The following is a 16,395-nucleotide window of genomic DNA, read 5'->3' on the forward strand; positions in this document are numbered from 1 at the left end:
TGCACCCCGCTTACTGATAAGTCGTTTCATACCAAAGAAAGGGGTGGAAACATGAACAAGAATGAGCTCGTGTCCGCAGTGGCCGAGAAGGCCGGTATCACGAAGGCTGACGCTGCTTCCGCTGTTGACGCTGTTTTCGAGACCGTCCAGGCTGAACTGAAGAAGGGCGGCGACATTCGCCTCGCTGGTTTCGGCAGCTTCACTGTTTCTCACCGTGCAGCCACGAAGGGCCGCAACCCGTCCACGGGTGCTGAGGTCGATATCGCTGCTCGCAATGTTCCGAAGTTCACGCCTGGCAAGGGCCTGAAGGACGCGGTCAACAGCTGATTTCGTTTTCACCCGCTGCGAGGTGTTAGCCTTGCGGTTGGAGAATATTAAGGGTCCGCATTGCGGACCCTTTTTTGTTTTGGGGTAGGGAGGTCGCGGGTTTGCCTGGCGGCTGCGACCGACAGGTGGAGTATTGGCAGGTTTTCTTGCTAAGAGAACTTCACGTGAGCAATTCCAGGAAAAGCCCGTGGCGGACTTGCGTACGAAATTGCGTGAAAACAAGCAGATAGAGCATGTCTGTGACTCCGTATAAAACGGAAATGCTCTAGGATATCTTCCGTATCCAACGCTGAAGCTTCAGCCGAATGTTCATCAGGGCCACCAAGACATGACTGCATCGCCTCCCTTCCTCGGCTTTCCCGATCAATTAACCGATGGCAGTGCGCCTCATGCGGTCCTCTTCGGAGCCGGCCACGGCAGCACCTATCCCAACAAGGACAGCAGCGGCTATGCGCTGGCGGCTGATGCCATTCGCGCGGCAAGCCAGAGTGAGGCGCCATTGGTCGAGCATTGGGATTTCGATCTCGGCGGACCGCTGTTTGACGGCAAGCCCATCTCCTGTGTCGATGTCGGCGATGTCTCCACCATCATGCGCGACAATGTCGGCAATCGCGGGCGGATCGAGGCAAAGACGCGAGAGATCCTGGCGCTGCAGGCGGTTCCGATCCTGTTCGGGGGCGACTGCTCAGTAACCATTCCCTTCCTCGATGGCTTTGCGGAGAGGGGGCCGATCTGGGTCTTGCAGATCGATGCACATATAGACTGGCGTGATGAGGTACAGGGCGAGCGCTATGGTTATTCGAGCCCGATGCGCCGGGCGAGCGAGATGCCGCATGTCGCAGGCATGGTCCAGGTCGGCCTTCGCAGCGTCGGCAGCGCACGCATCACCGAGATCGAAGACGCGCGGTGCTATGGCAGCCGCTTCGTGACGGCTCGCGACATTCGTGCGCAGGGTGTCGGAGCGGCTCTGCAACATATTCCTGAGGGCGCGCAGGTCGTCGTTACCCTTGATTGCGACAGCATCGATCCATCGATCATGCCGGGGGTCGCTGCGCGCACGCCGGGCGGCCTGACCTATACCGAGATCATCGACTTGATCGCAGGCCTCGGCAGGCGGGCGAAGATCGCGGGCTTTGATCTGGTCGAGTTCTATCCACCGACCGACATTGACGGCCTGTCGGCCAATACTGCGGCGCGCATTCTTACCAACGTGATTGGAACCATCGTCCGGCAGGTGTGACCGGAAACTCTCTTCATGAGTGAGTAGGGGGCCGGGCTTTTGCCCGGCCTTTCTCGTTCGCCAGAGCGCGTCGCGATCTCTAAGATTCGCTTCACACGCTTTGGCTCTTTGATTTTGCGCATGTCGTAGCCGCAAACCGCCGCACACTTCAGCGCGATATGCTTTAGGCCGCCGCTTACCAGCGATGGTGAACGTGCGGTGCGATCAGCCGTTCATAGATCTCGCGCGTCGCTGCCATGACGTCGGCGGAGAGCGGCGCAAGATCTGCTGCCGCGGCATTGGCCTTGGCCTGCTCGGCATTGCGGGCGCCGGGAATGACGACCGTGACAGCATCGTTCATCAGGATCCAGCGTAGGGCGAAAGCCGCCATGCTGGCGCCGGCCGGAACCAACTTGCGCACTTCCTCGACAGCCTGCAGACCGACTTCGAACGGAACGCCGGCAAAGGTTTCGCCAACATCAAAGGCCTCGCCGTGGCGGTTGAAGTTGCGATGATCGTCGCTGGCAAATTGGGTGTCGCGGGTGATCTTGCCGGAGAGCAGGCCGGAGGCCAGCGGCACGCGGGCGATGACAGCCACGTTCTTGCGCTTGGCTTCCTTGAAGAAGAGATGATCGGGGCGTTGGCGGAAGATGTTGTAGATGATCTGGATGCTGAGCACGCCCGGATATTCGATCGCCTTCAGCGCCTCTTCGACCTTCTCGACGCTGACGCCATATCCCTTGATCTTGCCGGCCTTCTGCAACTCGTCGAGACCGGCGAAAACTTCCGGCCGGTAGAGAACTTCCGTCGGAGGGCAATGAAGTTGCACGAGGTCAAGGCTTTCGACGCCGAGGTTCTTCAGGCTGCGATCGATGAAGCCTTCCAGATTGGCCTTGGTATAGCCGTCCGCCACATGCGGGTTGAGCCGGCGGCCGGCTTTGGTCGCCACCATCGGGCGTTCCCCGCCGCGCGCTTTCAGGACATCGGCGATGATCTTTTCGGAACGGCCATCACCATAGACATCGGCGGTATCGACGAAGGTCATCCCGGCATCGAGGGCGGCATTCAGCGCCGCGCGGCCATCGGCCTCGCTGACATCGCCCCATGCGCCGCCGATCTGCCAGGCGCCGAAGCCGACATCCGTCACGATAAAGGCTGTCCGCCCGAAAGCATGATGTCTCATGAGAAATCTCCTCGTCATAGGTGATGAAAGGTCAGCGCAGTAGCAGCCGCCCGGACCTGCGGCAAGCCGACGAAGGGCGATATCGCATCGCAATCGCGTGAGCTTGGAATATGGCAGCTTTCGTCCACCTACGAAACCACTGGATGAAGCAAGTGATGCAGTGTTCTTTGCGCCTCCGCTTCCTTAAAAGAGGAGATCGGATTTCTGACTGCTATCGGAGCCCATGTCCTCTTTCAGCTTCATCCATGCCGCCGATCTTCATCTTGGCAGTCCCTTTCAGGGGCTGGCCCTGAAGGATGCTGCCGTCGCCGCGGTCTTTGTCGAAGCCAGCCGCAAGGCCTTCTCGACGCTGGTGGGGCTGGCCATCGAAAAGCGTGTCGACTTCTTCGTCATCGCCGGCGATGTCTATGACGGCGATTGGAAGGACAACAAGATCGGCCTGTTCTTCAATCGCGAAATGGCGCGGCTGGAGCGGGCCGGCATCCCGGTCTATCTGCTGCGCGGCAATCATGACGCGGCAAGCGTGATAACGAAGACGATCACCTTACCCGCCAATGTGCACGAGTTTCCGACCGGCAAGCCCGGCAGCGTCAAGATCGATGCACTGCAGGTGGCACTGCATGGTCAGGGCTTTGCCGAACGCTCGGCGACCGACAATCTGGCGATCTCCTATCCTGCGCCGATCAATGGCTGGTTCAACATCGGCATTCTCCACACTTCGCTCACCGGCCGCGAGCCGCACGCACCCTACGCCCCGTGCTCTGTCGATGATCTCCGGTCGCGTGGCTACGACTATTGGGCGCTCGGTCACGTGCATGACTACGAAGTCGTGGCCAGAGACCCGCTGGTGATTTTCCCCGGCAACCTGCAGGGGCGCAACATTCGCGAGCGGGGCGCCAAGGGCGCGGTGCTGGTGACGGTCGAAGACGGCCGCATTGAGCATGAACGCCTGATCGTCGATGAAGCGCGCTTTGCGCAAGTCGATGTGGACGTTGGTCCTGACGACGATCAGGCGGCGATCCTACGCCGCGTCGAGCACGCGCTACAGCCCATAGCCGACGACATGGCTGGGAGGATGACCGCGTTGCGCGTACGTCTTTCCGGCGTAACGCCGCTGCAAGGCGCCATTGCCGCCAACCGCCAACAATGGCGCGACGAAGTCGAAGCCGCGTGCCATCGCGTGCATGAGGACATCTGGCTGGAAAAGCTGGAGCTGCGGCTGGAATCGCCGGCGGCATCCGTTGCGCAAGCGGACGGCGCGCTCGATCTCCAGCAATTGTTGGCCGAGCATGCGGGAGATACCGATATCGCCGTTGAAGCAACCCGCTTGGTCGACGAGATCGCGATACGTCTGCCGGGCGGGTTGGGTGCGACGGCGACGCCGCTGGACGACAGCACGGAAGCCCTCATCGAGGAAGCGCGACAATTGCTGCTGGCGCGCGGACAGGGGGCAGTCTGACATGCGTTTCGATCGTCTCGACATTCTTCGCTACGGCGCGCTGAGCGACCGCACGCTCGATTTCCGCGTCGGCGCCAAACTGCATGTCATCTTCGGGCCGAACGAGGCGGGCAAATCGTCTGCCCTCAGCGCTATTTCCGACTTGCTCTTCGGCTTTCCGTCCGCCGCCGAACAGAGCTTTCTGCACGAGCCCGGCACCTTGCGTATCGGAGCCGATATCCGGGCGCGTGACGGCGCCAAGCTGGCCTTCCGCCGCCGGCGCGGTCGCAAGAGCACGCTTCTCGCACCTGACGACAAGGAGACGCCGCTTGCCGAGGATGCGCTTGCGCCATTCATCGGCAATCTGAGCCGGGATGTCTTCGAGCGCGCCTTTGGCCTCGATTCCCAGCGGCTTCGGCAAGGCGCGACGACGATGTTGCGCAGTGGCGGCGAGATCGGCAGCCTGCTGTTTTCGGCGGCTTCCGGCCTGACCGGTCTTTCTCGGCTGCGCCAGTCGCTGGAATCGGAAGCCGATGGCATTTATGCGGCTCGCCGCTCGAAGGATCGCGGCTTCTATCAGGCGCTGGATCGCTACGAAGACGCCCGCAAGGCCGAACGCGATCATGAGCTCAAATCGGGGGACTGGAAGAAGCTGCTGGCGGAAGCAGCCGAAATCGAAACTGAGCTGGCCGGATTGCAGGCGGAACGTCATGAAACGCGTCAGGCACTGGATCGGCTCAAGAAGCTGAAGACCTTGCAGCCCTTGCTTGCTGAAATTGATGCGGAGGGTATGGCTCTCGAGCAGCTGACAGATCTCTCAGCCATTCCAGAAAGCCTTGCGGACAGGCTCGAACAAAGGCTTCGCGATAAGCAGGTGGCCGAGGAAGACATGCAACGCGTGCGCCACACAGTAACGCGCGCTGAAGATGATTTGTCTCGCATCCAGGTCGACGATGCCTTGCTGCTGATATCGGGCGATATCACGCAGCTCTTTGCCGATACCGGCAACTATCGCAGCCAGCGTCATGATCTGCCGCGTGTCGATCAGGAACTGGCGGGCTATGACGACGCCCTTGCGCAACTGGCTCGTCGACTGGGTGTCTCCGACGCCGCGAAACTCGAAGCGCATCAGCCAAGCGATGTCGATTTGGCCCGCCTGTCCGAGCTGGTAGAGCAGGGCAAGCAGCTTTCGCGTCAGCTGCAGGGGCTTGCCGAACAGGCGGAGAGCGAACGTTCCCAGCTTGCGGCGTTGGAAAGAGGCAGCTTTGCCGGGCGCCTGTTTGATCCTCGGCCCTATAGCGATCAACTGGACTCGCTGGCTGCCGAGCTCACAAGCCTTGCGCGCCTCGATGCCTTGGAAACGCAGATACGTCGCGTCGAGTCGGATCTTGAGGAGGCGGCTGCTCGACTGCGGCCACCGGCCGGTGACATCTCTGCACTCTTCGCTGTGCCTTTGCCGGAGCCAGCTGAGATCGGCACCCATCGCGAGACGATCGATGCGGCAAGAGCAAGGGTTCGCGAGACAGCGGAAAAGCTGCGAACCCAAGATGATCAACTGGCGGAGATCGCGCGAGCCTTGGCGGATGCAGAGCGCACCGGGCCGGTGGTCACGCGCGAACAGGTGGCGTCCGCGCGTGAAGATCGCGATGGCAAATGGTCATCTATCCAGGACATGCTGGCGGATGGTCGTCCTCCCAATGCCAAGACCATCGCCGCATTGACGGTCAGCATCGGTTACGCCGATCGCCTTGCCGACACGGTGCTCGGCGACGCCGATCGTGTCGCTCGCCACGCTGACTATCGTCTCCGCGAGGCGCGGCTGCGGCGGGAGCGCGACGATGTATCCGGCCGGCTGCAACAGCATGAGAAGCTTCTAGCGAAAGCCGAGGCATCTTTTGCTGGGCTCTTCGAGCCTTGCGGCGTTGCCGCGCTGGATCCATCGACCATGCTCGAGTGGCGCCGAGGCGTCGAAGCCCTGTCGCGCCAGCGCAAGACTCTGCGCGACCTGCTGGACGAGCGCGACGAGAACGCTTTGGCGGAGGAGCGTGTATTGCCCGCTTTGCAGGATATCGCCGAAGCGACCGGCTACAGAAGCGGGCGTCTTCCACCCGTTGCGATGGCGGAAGGATTGCGCAAGCATCTGCGCATTGCCGCGGAGCACTGGAGTGAAAGCCGAACGCGGGAAGGGGAAATCAGCTCTGCGCGCGACCGCTTGGCACGATTTGACGAACAGCAGCAGGCGCTCGAACGGCGGCGGGCCGATTGGCGCGAGATCTTCAGCAAAGCTCTGTCTCCTCTCGACCTGCCGGATGATGCAACCCTCGACATGGCGGCGGTGGCCCTGAAGGCGTGGGAAGAGTTACCCGACGCTCTGGCGGAGCGCGACAACAGGCTACGGCGTGTCAGTGGTATGCGACGGGACATGGCGGATTTCGAGCGGCGGCTCGCGACCCTTGTGGCCAATTCCGGCTACGAACTGGAGCACTTGCCGCCGGACGCGGCCGCCGAGGCTCTGCATAGCCGCGCCAATGCGATGCGCGGCGAATTGAAGAAGCGCGAGAGCCTTGAGGAAGATCGGCAGCGCGCGGCAGGATCGCTTGCCCGCCATGAGGAGGCGCTTGCGGCCATATTGAATGATCTTGATCAATTGACCGCCGGTTTGCCGGGGAGCACCGATCTGCCAGTGCTGTTATCGCGTCTGCGGGAGCGTACCCGCTTGAATGTGCGATTGCTGGAAAGCCGCGATCGTTTTCGCCAGCAGGCCGAGGGGCGGGCGGAGGACGAGCTCCGGCGTCAGCTTCATGATTTCGACCGGGTTGCGGCCGCTCTCGAAATCGAGCGATTGACTGAAGAAGATCAGCGGCAATTCACACGACATGGCGAGCTCGCGGCCCGGTTGGCGGAAAATCGGCGACAACAGCAGACGCTCGAAACGGGTGCCAGTGCCGAGTATGCGGTTTTCGAAAAGCTCTCGGCCGAGCAGGAGGCCAAGGACCTCGCCCGGCAATGGGTGGTCCTGAAAATTGCAGCGCGAATGCTGGCGGGCTCGATGGAATCCTATCGGGAAAAGCAGGCCGACCCGGTCATCAAACGAGCGGGTGAATTGTTTTCGCAACTCACCGGAAGCCGGTTCCTGCGTCTCGTCGAAGCACATGACGAAAGCGACACATTGCAGCTGCTGGCGGAACGCGTGGGCGGCGAGCGCGTGCCGCTCGACGGCTTGAGCGAAGGCACAGGCGATCAGCTCTATCTGGCCCTGCGACTGGCTTTCCTGGAAGATTACTCCGCCCGCAACGAGCCGGCTCCGCTAATCGTCGACGATATCTTCCAGACATTTGACGACGAGCGGGCAAGCGCCGGCCTGAAGGTGCTGGCGACGACGGCCGAACGCTTCCAGACGATCCTTTTCACGCATGAGATGAGCATCGTCGAGATCGCTCAGCGCGAAATCGGCCGCGATCTGGATCTGATCAGGCTGTGAGCCGTGAAGCCGGCTTCTCGGTCGGCTACGACATCGACGGAATGAACAACTGTGTCGGGACGACGATCCTCGGATCTGATTTGTTGCGACTATAGGCGGGGTTAAGTGCCCTGTCGGCGAAATTCTGCGTCGCGTGCAGCCGACGCAGGTTTTGCTTTTCCTGGTCGAAACGCTTTTTCCGCTCTCCGGATTTGTCCGATCCTCGCGACAGCGATTCATGGTGATAGAGGCAGGCAAAGGGTGTCCAGACGATGCGATAGCCGGCCTTGTGCGCACGCAGGCAATAATCGACGTCGTTATAGGCGACTGCGAAATTCTCCTCGTCGAACAGGCCGATCTTTCGCAGGCAGTCGCCGGATATCAGCATGACCGCACCGGTTACGCAGGTCATCGTGTTGCGAAGATGCAGCCGGTTCATCGGGCCGCCGTACTCTTTCGGCTTGTTCAGATACCAATGACCAGCCAATCCGCCAAAGCCGATGACCACGCCCGCGTGCTGCATCTTGTCATTCGGAAAGAGCAGCTTCGCGCCGACGATACCGGTTCCGTCATAGGCGAGGCAGGATACCATCTCTTTAAGCCAGTCAGGCTCGATCACCTCGATGTCATTGTTGAGGATCAGGTGATGTTCGCCCGTCGCCGTGCTCAGGCCGCGATTGACCGAGCGTGAGAAGTTGAAGGCTTCGGAGGCGACGGCGGCGGAAAAATTCTGATGTGATCGGCGATACCGCTCGTAGAGATTGAGCACCGCCGGATCCGTCGAACCATTGTCCACGACCAGAACTTCGAAAGTCGGATAATCCGTTTTTTCAAAGAGATCGTGAAGGATGCGCGAGATCAGATCGAAATTGTCCTTGCTGGGAATGACGATCGAGATTTTGGGCCACTCGCGAGGCGGTTCGAAGACGACGCGATGCAATGTCTTGGTCAGCGTTCCCTCGACCTGAATTGCCTGCTGTTGCCGTCCGAATCTCTCCGTCAGCGCCTTTCTCGCATTCGTGGTCGCGGCGTCCATGAATTTACGCGAGTAGGTCTTGCCATTTCGACGCCACCAGTAGGCCGGATAGGGCAGATGCAGGATGCTGTGTTCCGGAAGCCCTTCCAGATAACGCAGCAGCAGATCGTAGTCCTGCGAGCCGTCATAGCCGGTCCGAAGGTAGCCGATCTCCCGAAGGCGATCGTGGCGATAGATGGAGAAATGATTGATGTAGTTGACGCCGCTCAGCAGAACGGAATCATAGGCTGGCTTGAGCATGACGCCGGTCGGCTTCAACGTGTCGTCGACAACGAGCTCGTCGGTGTAGAGGAAATTGGCGCCCGGGTTTTGCTCCAGCGTATGCCGGATGAGCTTGAAGGCATGCGGGGCAACGACATCATCGTGGTCGAGAAAGGCAATCCATTGACCGCGGGCCTGGGATAGCCCGGAGTTGGTGGCCGCTGCGATGCCGCCATTTCGTTCGTTCAACACGAAGCGAATATTGTCCTTCGCCTGTCTCGACTTATACCACTGACGCGTTTCCGCAGACGTCGAACCGTCATCGCTCAGGATGAGCTCGGTGCCTTGTTCCGCCTGCATTTCAAAGGATCTGACGAGATCGTCCAGATACCGAGCTGGCGCATTGTAAACGGGAACGATGATGCTGAGCCAGGTTCCCGCCGTCGCCGATACGGGCGAAGCGACAAGATCGGCCGCAAGCCGATAATTGGCATCCGCATATTGGATCGTCAGGCTGGCGGCCCGCTTTCCGAATCTGAGCTTCGGTATTTTGGTCCAGTGCCGTGGCAGCTTGCCAAGATCGACGCGCTCGGCTCGGTCTCCCTTGTCGAGGAGGTGAGTTATATATTTCTCTGCCGATTTGGCGGAGGAAAAGGCTCTGACGTCGAAGCTGAATGTCGTCGGGAAGCTGGCCGGATCGGCTCGGAGCGCACAAATAGTGCCCACCGCGCCGATATCCGCCGTGATGATGAACCGGCGTGCTTCCGGCAGAGAGACGGCATCCCTCTCATGAAAACCGTGGCCGCGATTGATGTAGAACTTGGGATCTATCGGCTCATCGGTTGCGGCTATGTGAAGGACGAGTAACCTCTTTCTGACAGGCGAGAACCTGATTTCGAAGGCGGGATCATCGCCTTGCGCCTTCCATAAATTTGGATCGGCGCCGGTCACGATTTCAGGCTCAAGATCGGCGTTTGGTAAGATCTTCAATGTCATCAATTTGTTTCTATTCACGCGCCTCTAGCGCGTTGTTTAGAGAATGGCGACGTCATGTTGTGTCACTGCCGGATACAATCGAACGCCGGGAAATGTCGGTGTTGCTTGCTCTCGCATCCTGTCAATCGAGTATCGCGTGGCGTCGCGGGCGGCAAGACGGCACTCACGATCATTCACCAGTTGATCGATCGCAGCCGACCAATCTTCGACAGTATTGTCGATATGCAATTCTCCGGCGACCGCGCAGCGCGCGAAGGTCGGGCATTGCGAGAAGATGGCTGCGGCTTGCAGTCGGGTGATATCGACACGCTTGGTATCGGCACGGCTCGCATTCGTCTTTCCCGGAAGCAGGGGGACGAGGGCTATATCGGCATTCTCATGCGTCGTCCTGGCAAGATAGGCCGGCCAGGAGAGCGGAGCGACGATCGTTATTCTTGCGGGATCGATGCCCAGCCGATTCCAGCAACGCGCAAGGGCGCCGCTAGCGAAGACCTCGAAATGCAGGTTGTCATGCCGCTCCATCGCGGCCTTGACGATCGGCATGAGGAATTCATGTTCGTGACGATGAACGCCGGTCGCGTGATACACCATCTTGAGCGGCGTCACGTCTTCGATCACGGTACTGACGGGCACATTGGCGGGGTGCGCCGGCAAAGGGTTCAGGATATCGATGTCTTGGCCGGCAGTGGCAAGCGTGCGAGACAGAGCTTCGGTAGAGACCCATATATGGGTCAACAAACGATTGACCCGCGGCAAGGGACGAACAGCCAGCGTCATAAGCCGGAATTTGTAGAGCCAGCTTGCTTCTCTACCCGTCACGACGGCCCTGATGTCGTCGTCGACAAAGTAAGCCACACCGGCAAGACTTTCGCGCCTTTCTTCTAGCCAGCGCAGCTGCGGCGGCTTTATGTAGCGACAGATGACGACGAAGAGGCCGTCGCTGTCGATCGCATCAAGGGAGTCGTCGAGGCTCTTCATGATGACAGGCAATTCGGCGAGTTTGGCCCGCTCGTCGAGATAGTAGCTGACTGTGGGATTCGGGTATCGAGAGAGAATAAGCAGCCGCTTTGCCGCGCCTTGACGATCTCTTGCCATCGTCCCCGAAGGCTGCGGCCTGGGAAGCAATCGATAGAGGACATCGCGCAGAACTTGCATGGGCCCCACCGTGCTGCGCTAGGCGAAGCGATTTCGAAGATTTGCGAGAGCGCCGAAAGCCGCCCCCCAAATCAACAGTGTCGCGCCAAATATTCCCGACATCCAGAGCAGCCGCTGCGGATATTCCGCTTCATCCGGCAGGTCGGGGGCAAGGAATGTATCGAGATAGAGCAGCTGCTGCTTGCTGACGAATCGAACCTGCTCCAGCGTCTTCATGCTGATAGCGAACTGCTGTTCCGCAAGGGTCTGCTCAAGTTCGCGCTGAGACATGTCGACAGACACGTCGGCAAGGTTCTGTTCGGATTTGTTCTGTCCGGCGATCTGGCTGTTCAGCTGGTCGAGTTGCGCCTGCTTACTGTCGATTTCCCGCTTGAGGACGCGCATTTGCGGTGCGTTCGCCGATACGGTTCCGAGTTGCGCATTATACCTTTGCTGGAGATCGATTTGCTCTTTCCGCACCGCTGAAATGAGGTTTGTCAGGACCGTCGACGATCCTTCTACGCTGAGGACACCCGTCTGATTGCGCGCCGCCAGAAGATGGTCTCGCGCCTTCTGCAGCTGGCTCTTGGAATTCTCCAGGTTGGTCTGAGCCGTCGCAATGACATCGTGCCAGATGCGGTTGTTGACGTCGTTGACCACGCCTTCCGAGGCTTTGACGACTTCCTGCAGGACTTTCTGGGCGTCGACGGCCGAAAAAGCGCGGACCTTGACCGTGACGATACCGCTATTGGCATCGACTTTGACGGAGATCATATCCTCCCAGTATTTCAGCAGTTTTTCCGAACTCGCGTCGCTTTTGAGCCTCGCGACCGGATCGATGGACGAATCTCCATACAGCTTCTGGAAATCGACCTTGCCTTGCAGGGCCGCGACCATGTCCTTGCTCTTGATGAAATTGGTAACGATCAACGTGTCCTGGACGATCTGTGCCGCCGGCAAACCGGTGACTTTGGCGAGTTGCCCGCCGCCGAGCGCCGGCGTCGAAGACCGCACGGTAAAGCGGGTTTCCGACTGGTATTGATCGGATGCCATGAAGGTGAAGTAGCAAACCGAAGCGACATTGGGGATGACCAGCAGCAGAATGATCGATGCGAGAATAGAACGGCCGATGATTTGTTGCATCGGCCGTGGTCGCAGACCGACCGCCTTGAACAACTGGCTCCGCCTCGACGTCGAAAAGCGCAGCTTCCGCGCCGTCACGGACAGATTGGCAGCTACACTGCGGCTGTGCTCCGTTGCGCTGAGCTCAATCGTTTTTGGCGCGTTTTCGGTATCGTGAGCCATATCGAGCCTTGCCGGCAATCCCTCGTGTTCTATCGGTTCAGTCTATAGTAGGCTTCGATCGCCTGTTCCACCTCATCGAAAACGATAAGCCTGCCGTCGACAAGCAGCATGCCCTTGTCACAATGCGTACTGATCATGCCCATACTATGGGAAACCATAATGATATCGGAAGTCTTGCGTCTGTTTTCGAACGCAATGCGGCAACGCTCCTGAAAGCGGGCATCGCCGACGGCAAGAACCTCATCCACCAGATAGCATTCGAATTCTATGGCCATTGAAAGGCCGAACGCCAGGCGAGCACCCATCCCGGAAGAGTAGGTGCGGACGGGAGCATCAAGATAATCGCCCAGTTCCGCAAACTCTTCGACGAAGCGCGAGACCCGCCTCACATCCTCTCCATAGGCGCGCGCAACGAAATGAACGTTGGCTCTTCCTGTCATCAGAGGATTGAAGCCGCTGCTCAAGCCCAGCGGCCAGGATACACGTACGTCCTTGGCAATCTTGCCCGAATTGGGCAGCATCGTTCCGGCGATCATGCGTATGGTCGTCGATTTTCCGGCGCCGTTCACGCCCAGCAGGCCATAGGAATAGCCCGATTGGAACTCGCAACTGACGCGATCAAGAATGACCTTTTTGCCAGCTTGCGTCTTGAAGAATTTCGAGACGTTGTTGAAGCGGATCATGACGTGCGTTCACTCATATCCGATGGTCTTCGACGGATGCCCAGATAAGGGAAAGCGTCGCCCATGTCACGATCAGCGCAAGCAATATGATCAACGGCGTACTGACGCGGCGAGGGAAAATCGACTCCTCCGGCAGTACAGGTTTGACGAACACGGCAAGATAGAGCGTCTTGCGCAGTGCTTCGGCCAGGACGGCATCATAGTTCTTTTGCGAACTTTCATACAGTTTTTGCGCAATGAGACGATCCGTGTCGAGCCTGGAATATTCGAGCAAGGCCTTCGCAAGACTTTCATTCTCCGGCCCTGTCAGTTCGGCTTTCATCTTCTCGATTTGCGCGTCCAAGCTATCTTTGGCGAGGTTCAGCTGTTGATAGGTCGGAGAGTTCTCGGCATTGGATTGCCGCATGACGAACAAGCGGGTTTCAAATTCCATCTTCTGGGCCAGCAGGCCGGTCAGAAGCGTTCCGCTATTCTTGGCCTGCGTCTGCGGGCTGAGCAGCCCTGACGCATTCTGAAATTGATTGAGCGCGACCAAGGTGTCGCCATAGGCTTTACCGCTCTTTTCGACATCCGCCTTCATGCTCCGGACGATGTCATTGCGCGCCCGCTCGGAGAGCTCGTTGATCAGCTTTTCGCTTTCGTCGATGATCGCATCTGCCAGTTTTACGGAGTCGTCCGGGGCAAAGGTCCTGACTTTCAGGGTTATGATGCCGGAGGTGACGTCAATGTAGGCGGTAACGTGGTCGTTCCAGTATTTCAGGAATTCTTCGTCGGATTGAGAGGCGCTGAAACGCGTCAGAAAATCGGCATCCTGTTTTGTGAACATCGAACGATAATCGAGCTTCGCGCCGATCCGTTTCAAGATCTCCGTCGAATGGATGAAGCTGGTAACGACATAAGCATCCTGCGAAGCGGAACGCATGTTGAGGGCGCTGGCACCTCCGCCCGCGGCAGCGTCGCTGTTCTCGCTGCTGTCCGTGGTCCCTGATACGGCTCGGACGGCAAAGCGCGCTTCCACCACATATTGATCCGAGGCAATGAAGGCATAATAGATCGAGCTCGCCACGAAAGGCAGGATAACGAGGAAGAGAAAGCCAATCAGTCTGAGCGGGGGCTTGCCACCGGCTTTGGCTTCCGGCTCCTGTCCATCATGCACCGGCACATATTCGATCTCTTCCAGATCGTTGCGATTGCGTTGACTGGGCATCCTGCGCCGGAACAACGACGGCAGGATGTGTCGAGCCGGCCTTACCCGCAGCTGTTCCTGGACTATTGCGTCTTCGATGACTGGTTTGGGCATGTCAGCTTGCAATCGTTTCCCGCAGTGCAGATGCGCTTGGCTTCATCGCTTCGCGTACGTAATGATCGAAAATCAAATCTTCTTCGAGCATGAGCTCGGCAATATGCAATGAACGGAGCCGTGTCGCAACGTCTTCAAGGGTGCTGTGTCTTGAGGGCAGCGGGAAGTCGTCGATTGAAATTCCGAGCATCTCGCTGACGGCTCGCTGGAAATGGAGGCTGTCGGTGTCACGGCCAACGATGGCAAAGCGCGACAGAAGATCGATCGCTGTGGCGACATCCGTGCGTGTCACGGTTTGCTCCGGTATCGTCGTCGCCAACTGGCGGGTGACGGGCGAGACTAGCACTGTGCGGACATTCTGTGGCGCCTTCTTCAGCACCGTCTTCAAGGACGTCTCGTCGTCGAGATTGACCTCTGCAAAATGCTCGGCCGCCGGTGCCAGGATGATCTTGTCGCGATCGCCGAAGAACGAGATCTGGGTTTTCGCCATCCGTTTGAGAAGAAATATTCGCAAGGCCAGTTCGTAGTACGGGTCGGTGAGCAGAGCGATCGCCTTGAACCCCTTATCCAGAAATTCCTCATAATTGCGCATCAGCAGGCGGCCGCTAATGTAGATCGACTGTATGGCGTTAAGATGAAACGCCTGAAGTGTCGTCTCGTGGCCGAAGCGCTCCACGGATGAAATCTCGTATTGGAAATGGCGGCCGCAATGATGGTCAAACTTGACCATCGGCAACAGTTGCGTTTCGAGCCGCACGACTTTCAGGGGGATTGGCTGCAATACCTGAGGCCGCCGATAGATCAACAATCCCGACTTGGCGTCGTGGATTGTGAGCGAGGTACGATCCGCCAGGTCGGGAATGATCGCTGGATCGAGCTTGAAACCGACGCGACCGTCTTCGTGCCGTCCAGAATCGATGACAGCCTGCTTGATCTGGTCGCATGGCAGTATCATCAACTCGCCGCTGGCGTCGGACACCCTGATCTGCGGCTTGTCTGAAAAGCCATCGGGGATAAGGTAGCCCTCAATCAGGTCGCCATGATCATGCTCAAGGTTAAATAGCACCTATGACCTCCGGTGCCTCCACCTGCTGCGAACCATATCCGGTTTGAGTATCTAAACGCATCAAATTGTCCGCCACACCGCTCAACGCCTCGAAATTGAAAGCCAGCGCTGAATTTCCTCAGGATTCGCTAGCTGCCTTGCGCGCGAGAAGCGAAAAGCTCGGGCCACCCGGGTGGTTCAAGTCTTCATCGCGAATGTCAATGTGACTAAAACCAAACGCGCGTAAAAGTACCAATATATCGTCCCTGTGCATCCAAAAATGACGATCCTTCATACCGCCGCAAAAGGATGCGTTGGCATTGGCGTGATGATAGCTGCGCTCGTAATATCGCACTGAAACGCCGTCAACCATCCTGGTCTCGACTTTGCCACTAAACGGAAGCCACCGTAGGTCGTCCTTCGGCATCGCTTCCTCCAGGACGAAATGCGTCCAGATGAAGACCGCATTGGATCGCTTCGCCAGCAATCGCAGAAACTCCGCTGGATCCGCCATATGATAGAGAACGCCGGATGCGATGGTGAGGTCGTAGACTTCATCTCGCTCCGCTAGCCACGACTGGATGTCACCGAGCATAAATGAGGCGTCGTCGATCCTCAAAATCTGCTTTGTAATAAGACATCTCAGGAAACAGAGCCGGTTCGCTTCGATCGCATCGATTCTTGCTGCTCCCCGTTGGTTCAGCATGTACGTGTGCATCCCCTCGAGCGGCCCGACTTCCAAGACCGCTTTGCCTTCGATCGAGCCGAAAGTCTGCAGGGCCCAAGCTATTCGGTCGTCAGCGTAAAGAGGCAGCGTCCCGGCCTCGAGATTGAGTTCCGGCGGAAAGCTACAGTTCCATCCTGGGAGCGCGTTGATGGCATTCTGGTGGCTTGGTGTACTTTGCTCGTACTGGTCGAATATTTCCAAGGGATTTTTCGACGATTTCTTTTTTGAGCGTTTTGAAAAGCCGAGCATTCAAATGACCTTCAGTTCCATCGGTGTCTAACCGCATTGGAGGAGTTGTCAGACTGGCTTCGGGTGAACCGCCATCCAAAGCGAGCCTCGAA

The 16,395-nt window shown here is 58.5% G+C and carries 12 protein-coding genes; 4 read left to right on the top strand and 8 right to left on the bottom strand.

Features of this window, described 5'->3' with window-relative positions; translation table 11 throughout:
* Positions 1-51: 51 nt before the first annotated feature.
* Complete coding sequence (gene hupB / locus ACIQJ2_RS31785; protein WP_037153530.1) at positions 52-327, top strand: DNA-binding protein HupB; 276 nt, start codon at positions 52-54, stop codon at positions 325-327.
* A gap of 328 nt (positions 328-655) precedes the next feature.
* Positions 656-1,567 (top strand): agmatinase, encoded by a 912-nt coding sequence (locus ACIQJ2_RS31790; protein WP_400675019.1) that lies wholly within the window; start codon positions 656-658, stop codon positions 1,565-1,567.
* A gap of 175 nt (positions 1,568-1,742) precedes the next feature.
* On the opposite strand, the gene ACIQJ2_RS31795 is transcribed toward ACIQJ2_RS31790, so the two are convergent.
* Positions 1,743-2,729, bottom strand: coding sequence for an aldo/keto reductase (locus ACIQJ2_RS31795; RefSeq protein WP_199149818.1), 987 nt, complete (start codon positions 2,727-2,729; stop codon positions 1,743-1,745).
* A gap of 223 nt (positions 2,730-2,952) precedes the next feature.
* On the opposite strand from ACIQJ2_RS31795, the gene ACIQJ2_RS31800 reads away from it, so the two are divergent.
* Together ACIQJ2_RS31800 and ACIQJ2_RS31805 are read left to right on the top strand one after the other, a co-directional pair.
* Positions 2,953-4,188: an exonuclease SbcCD subunit D gene (locus ACIQJ2_RS31800; protein WP_400675021.1), complete on the top strand. Its 1,236-nt coding sequence runs from the start codon at positions 2,953-2,955 to the stop codon at positions 4,186-4,188.
* A 1-nt stretch (position 4,189) separates the two neighbouring features.
* Positions 4,190-7,648, top strand: coding sequence for an AAA family ATPase (locus ACIQJ2_RS31805; RefSeq protein ID WP_400675024.1), 3,459 nt, complete (start codon positions 4,190-4,192; stop codon positions 7,646-7,648).
* 25 nt (positions 7,649-7,673) lie between these two features.
* Here the strand turns inward: ACIQJ2_RS31805 and ACIQJ2_RS31810 are convergent, their stop codons facing one another.
* The 7 genes from ACIQJ2_RS31810 to ACIQJ2_RS31840 form a co-directional block, all read right to left on the bottom strand.
* Complete coding sequence (locus ACIQJ2_RS31810) at positions 7,674-9,860, bottom strand: glycosyltransferase family 2 protein (protein WP_400675026.1); 2,187 nt, start codon at positions 9,858-9,860, stop codon at positions 7,674-7,676.
* A 36-nt stretch (positions 9,861-9,896) separates the two neighbouring features.
* On the bottom strand, positions 9,897-11,015 hold the full coding sequence (locus ACIQJ2_RS31815; protein WP_400675029.1) for a hypothetical protein: 1,119 nt from the start codon (positions 11,013-11,015) through the stop codon (positions 9,897-9,899).
* Between the two features lie 18 nt (positions 11,016-11,033).
* On the bottom strand, positions 11,034-12,299 hold the full coding sequence (locus ACIQJ2_RS31820; protein WP_400675031.1) for a capsule biosynthesis protein: 1,266 nt from the start codon (positions 12,297-12,299) through the stop codon (positions 11,034-11,036).
* Positions 12,300-12,328: 29 nt separating this feature from the next.
* Positions 12,329-12,982 (bottom strand): ABC transporter ATP-binding protein, encoded by a 654-nt coding sequence (locus ACIQJ2_RS31825; protein ID WP_199144805.1) that lies wholly within the window; start codon positions 12,980-12,982, stop codon positions 12,329-12,331.
* A gap of 13 nt (positions 12,983-12,995) precedes the next feature.
* Positions 12,996-14,282, bottom strand: a complete 1,287-nt coding sequence (locus ACIQJ2_RS31830) for a capsule biosynthesis protein (protein WP_400675034.1) — start codon at positions 14,280-14,282, stop codon at positions 12,996-12,998.
* Position 14,283: 1 nt separating this feature from the next.
* Positions 14,284-15,348, bottom strand: a complete 1,065-nt coding sequence (locus tag ACIQJ2_RS31835) for a hypothetical protein (RefSeq protein WP_400675037.1) — start codon at positions 15,346-15,348, stop codon at positions 14,284-14,286.
* Between the two features lie 118 nt (positions 15,349-15,466).
* Positions 15,467-16,303 carry a class I SAM-dependent methyltransferase gene (locus tag ACIQJ2_RS31840; protein ID WP_400675040.1) on the bottom strand — a complete coding sequence of 279 codons (837 nt, stop codon included), beginning with the start codon at positions 16,301-16,303 and terminating at the stop codon, positions 15,467-15,469.
* Positions 16,304-16,395: the final 92 nt, after the last annotated feature.

Origin of the sequence: Rhizobium sp. NPDC092011 (genome assembly GCF_044756305.1) — a bacterium.
In the GTDB taxonomy this organism is placed as follows: domain Bacteria; phylum Pseudomonadota; class Alphaproteobacteria; order Rhizobiales; family Rhizobiaceae; genus Rhizobium.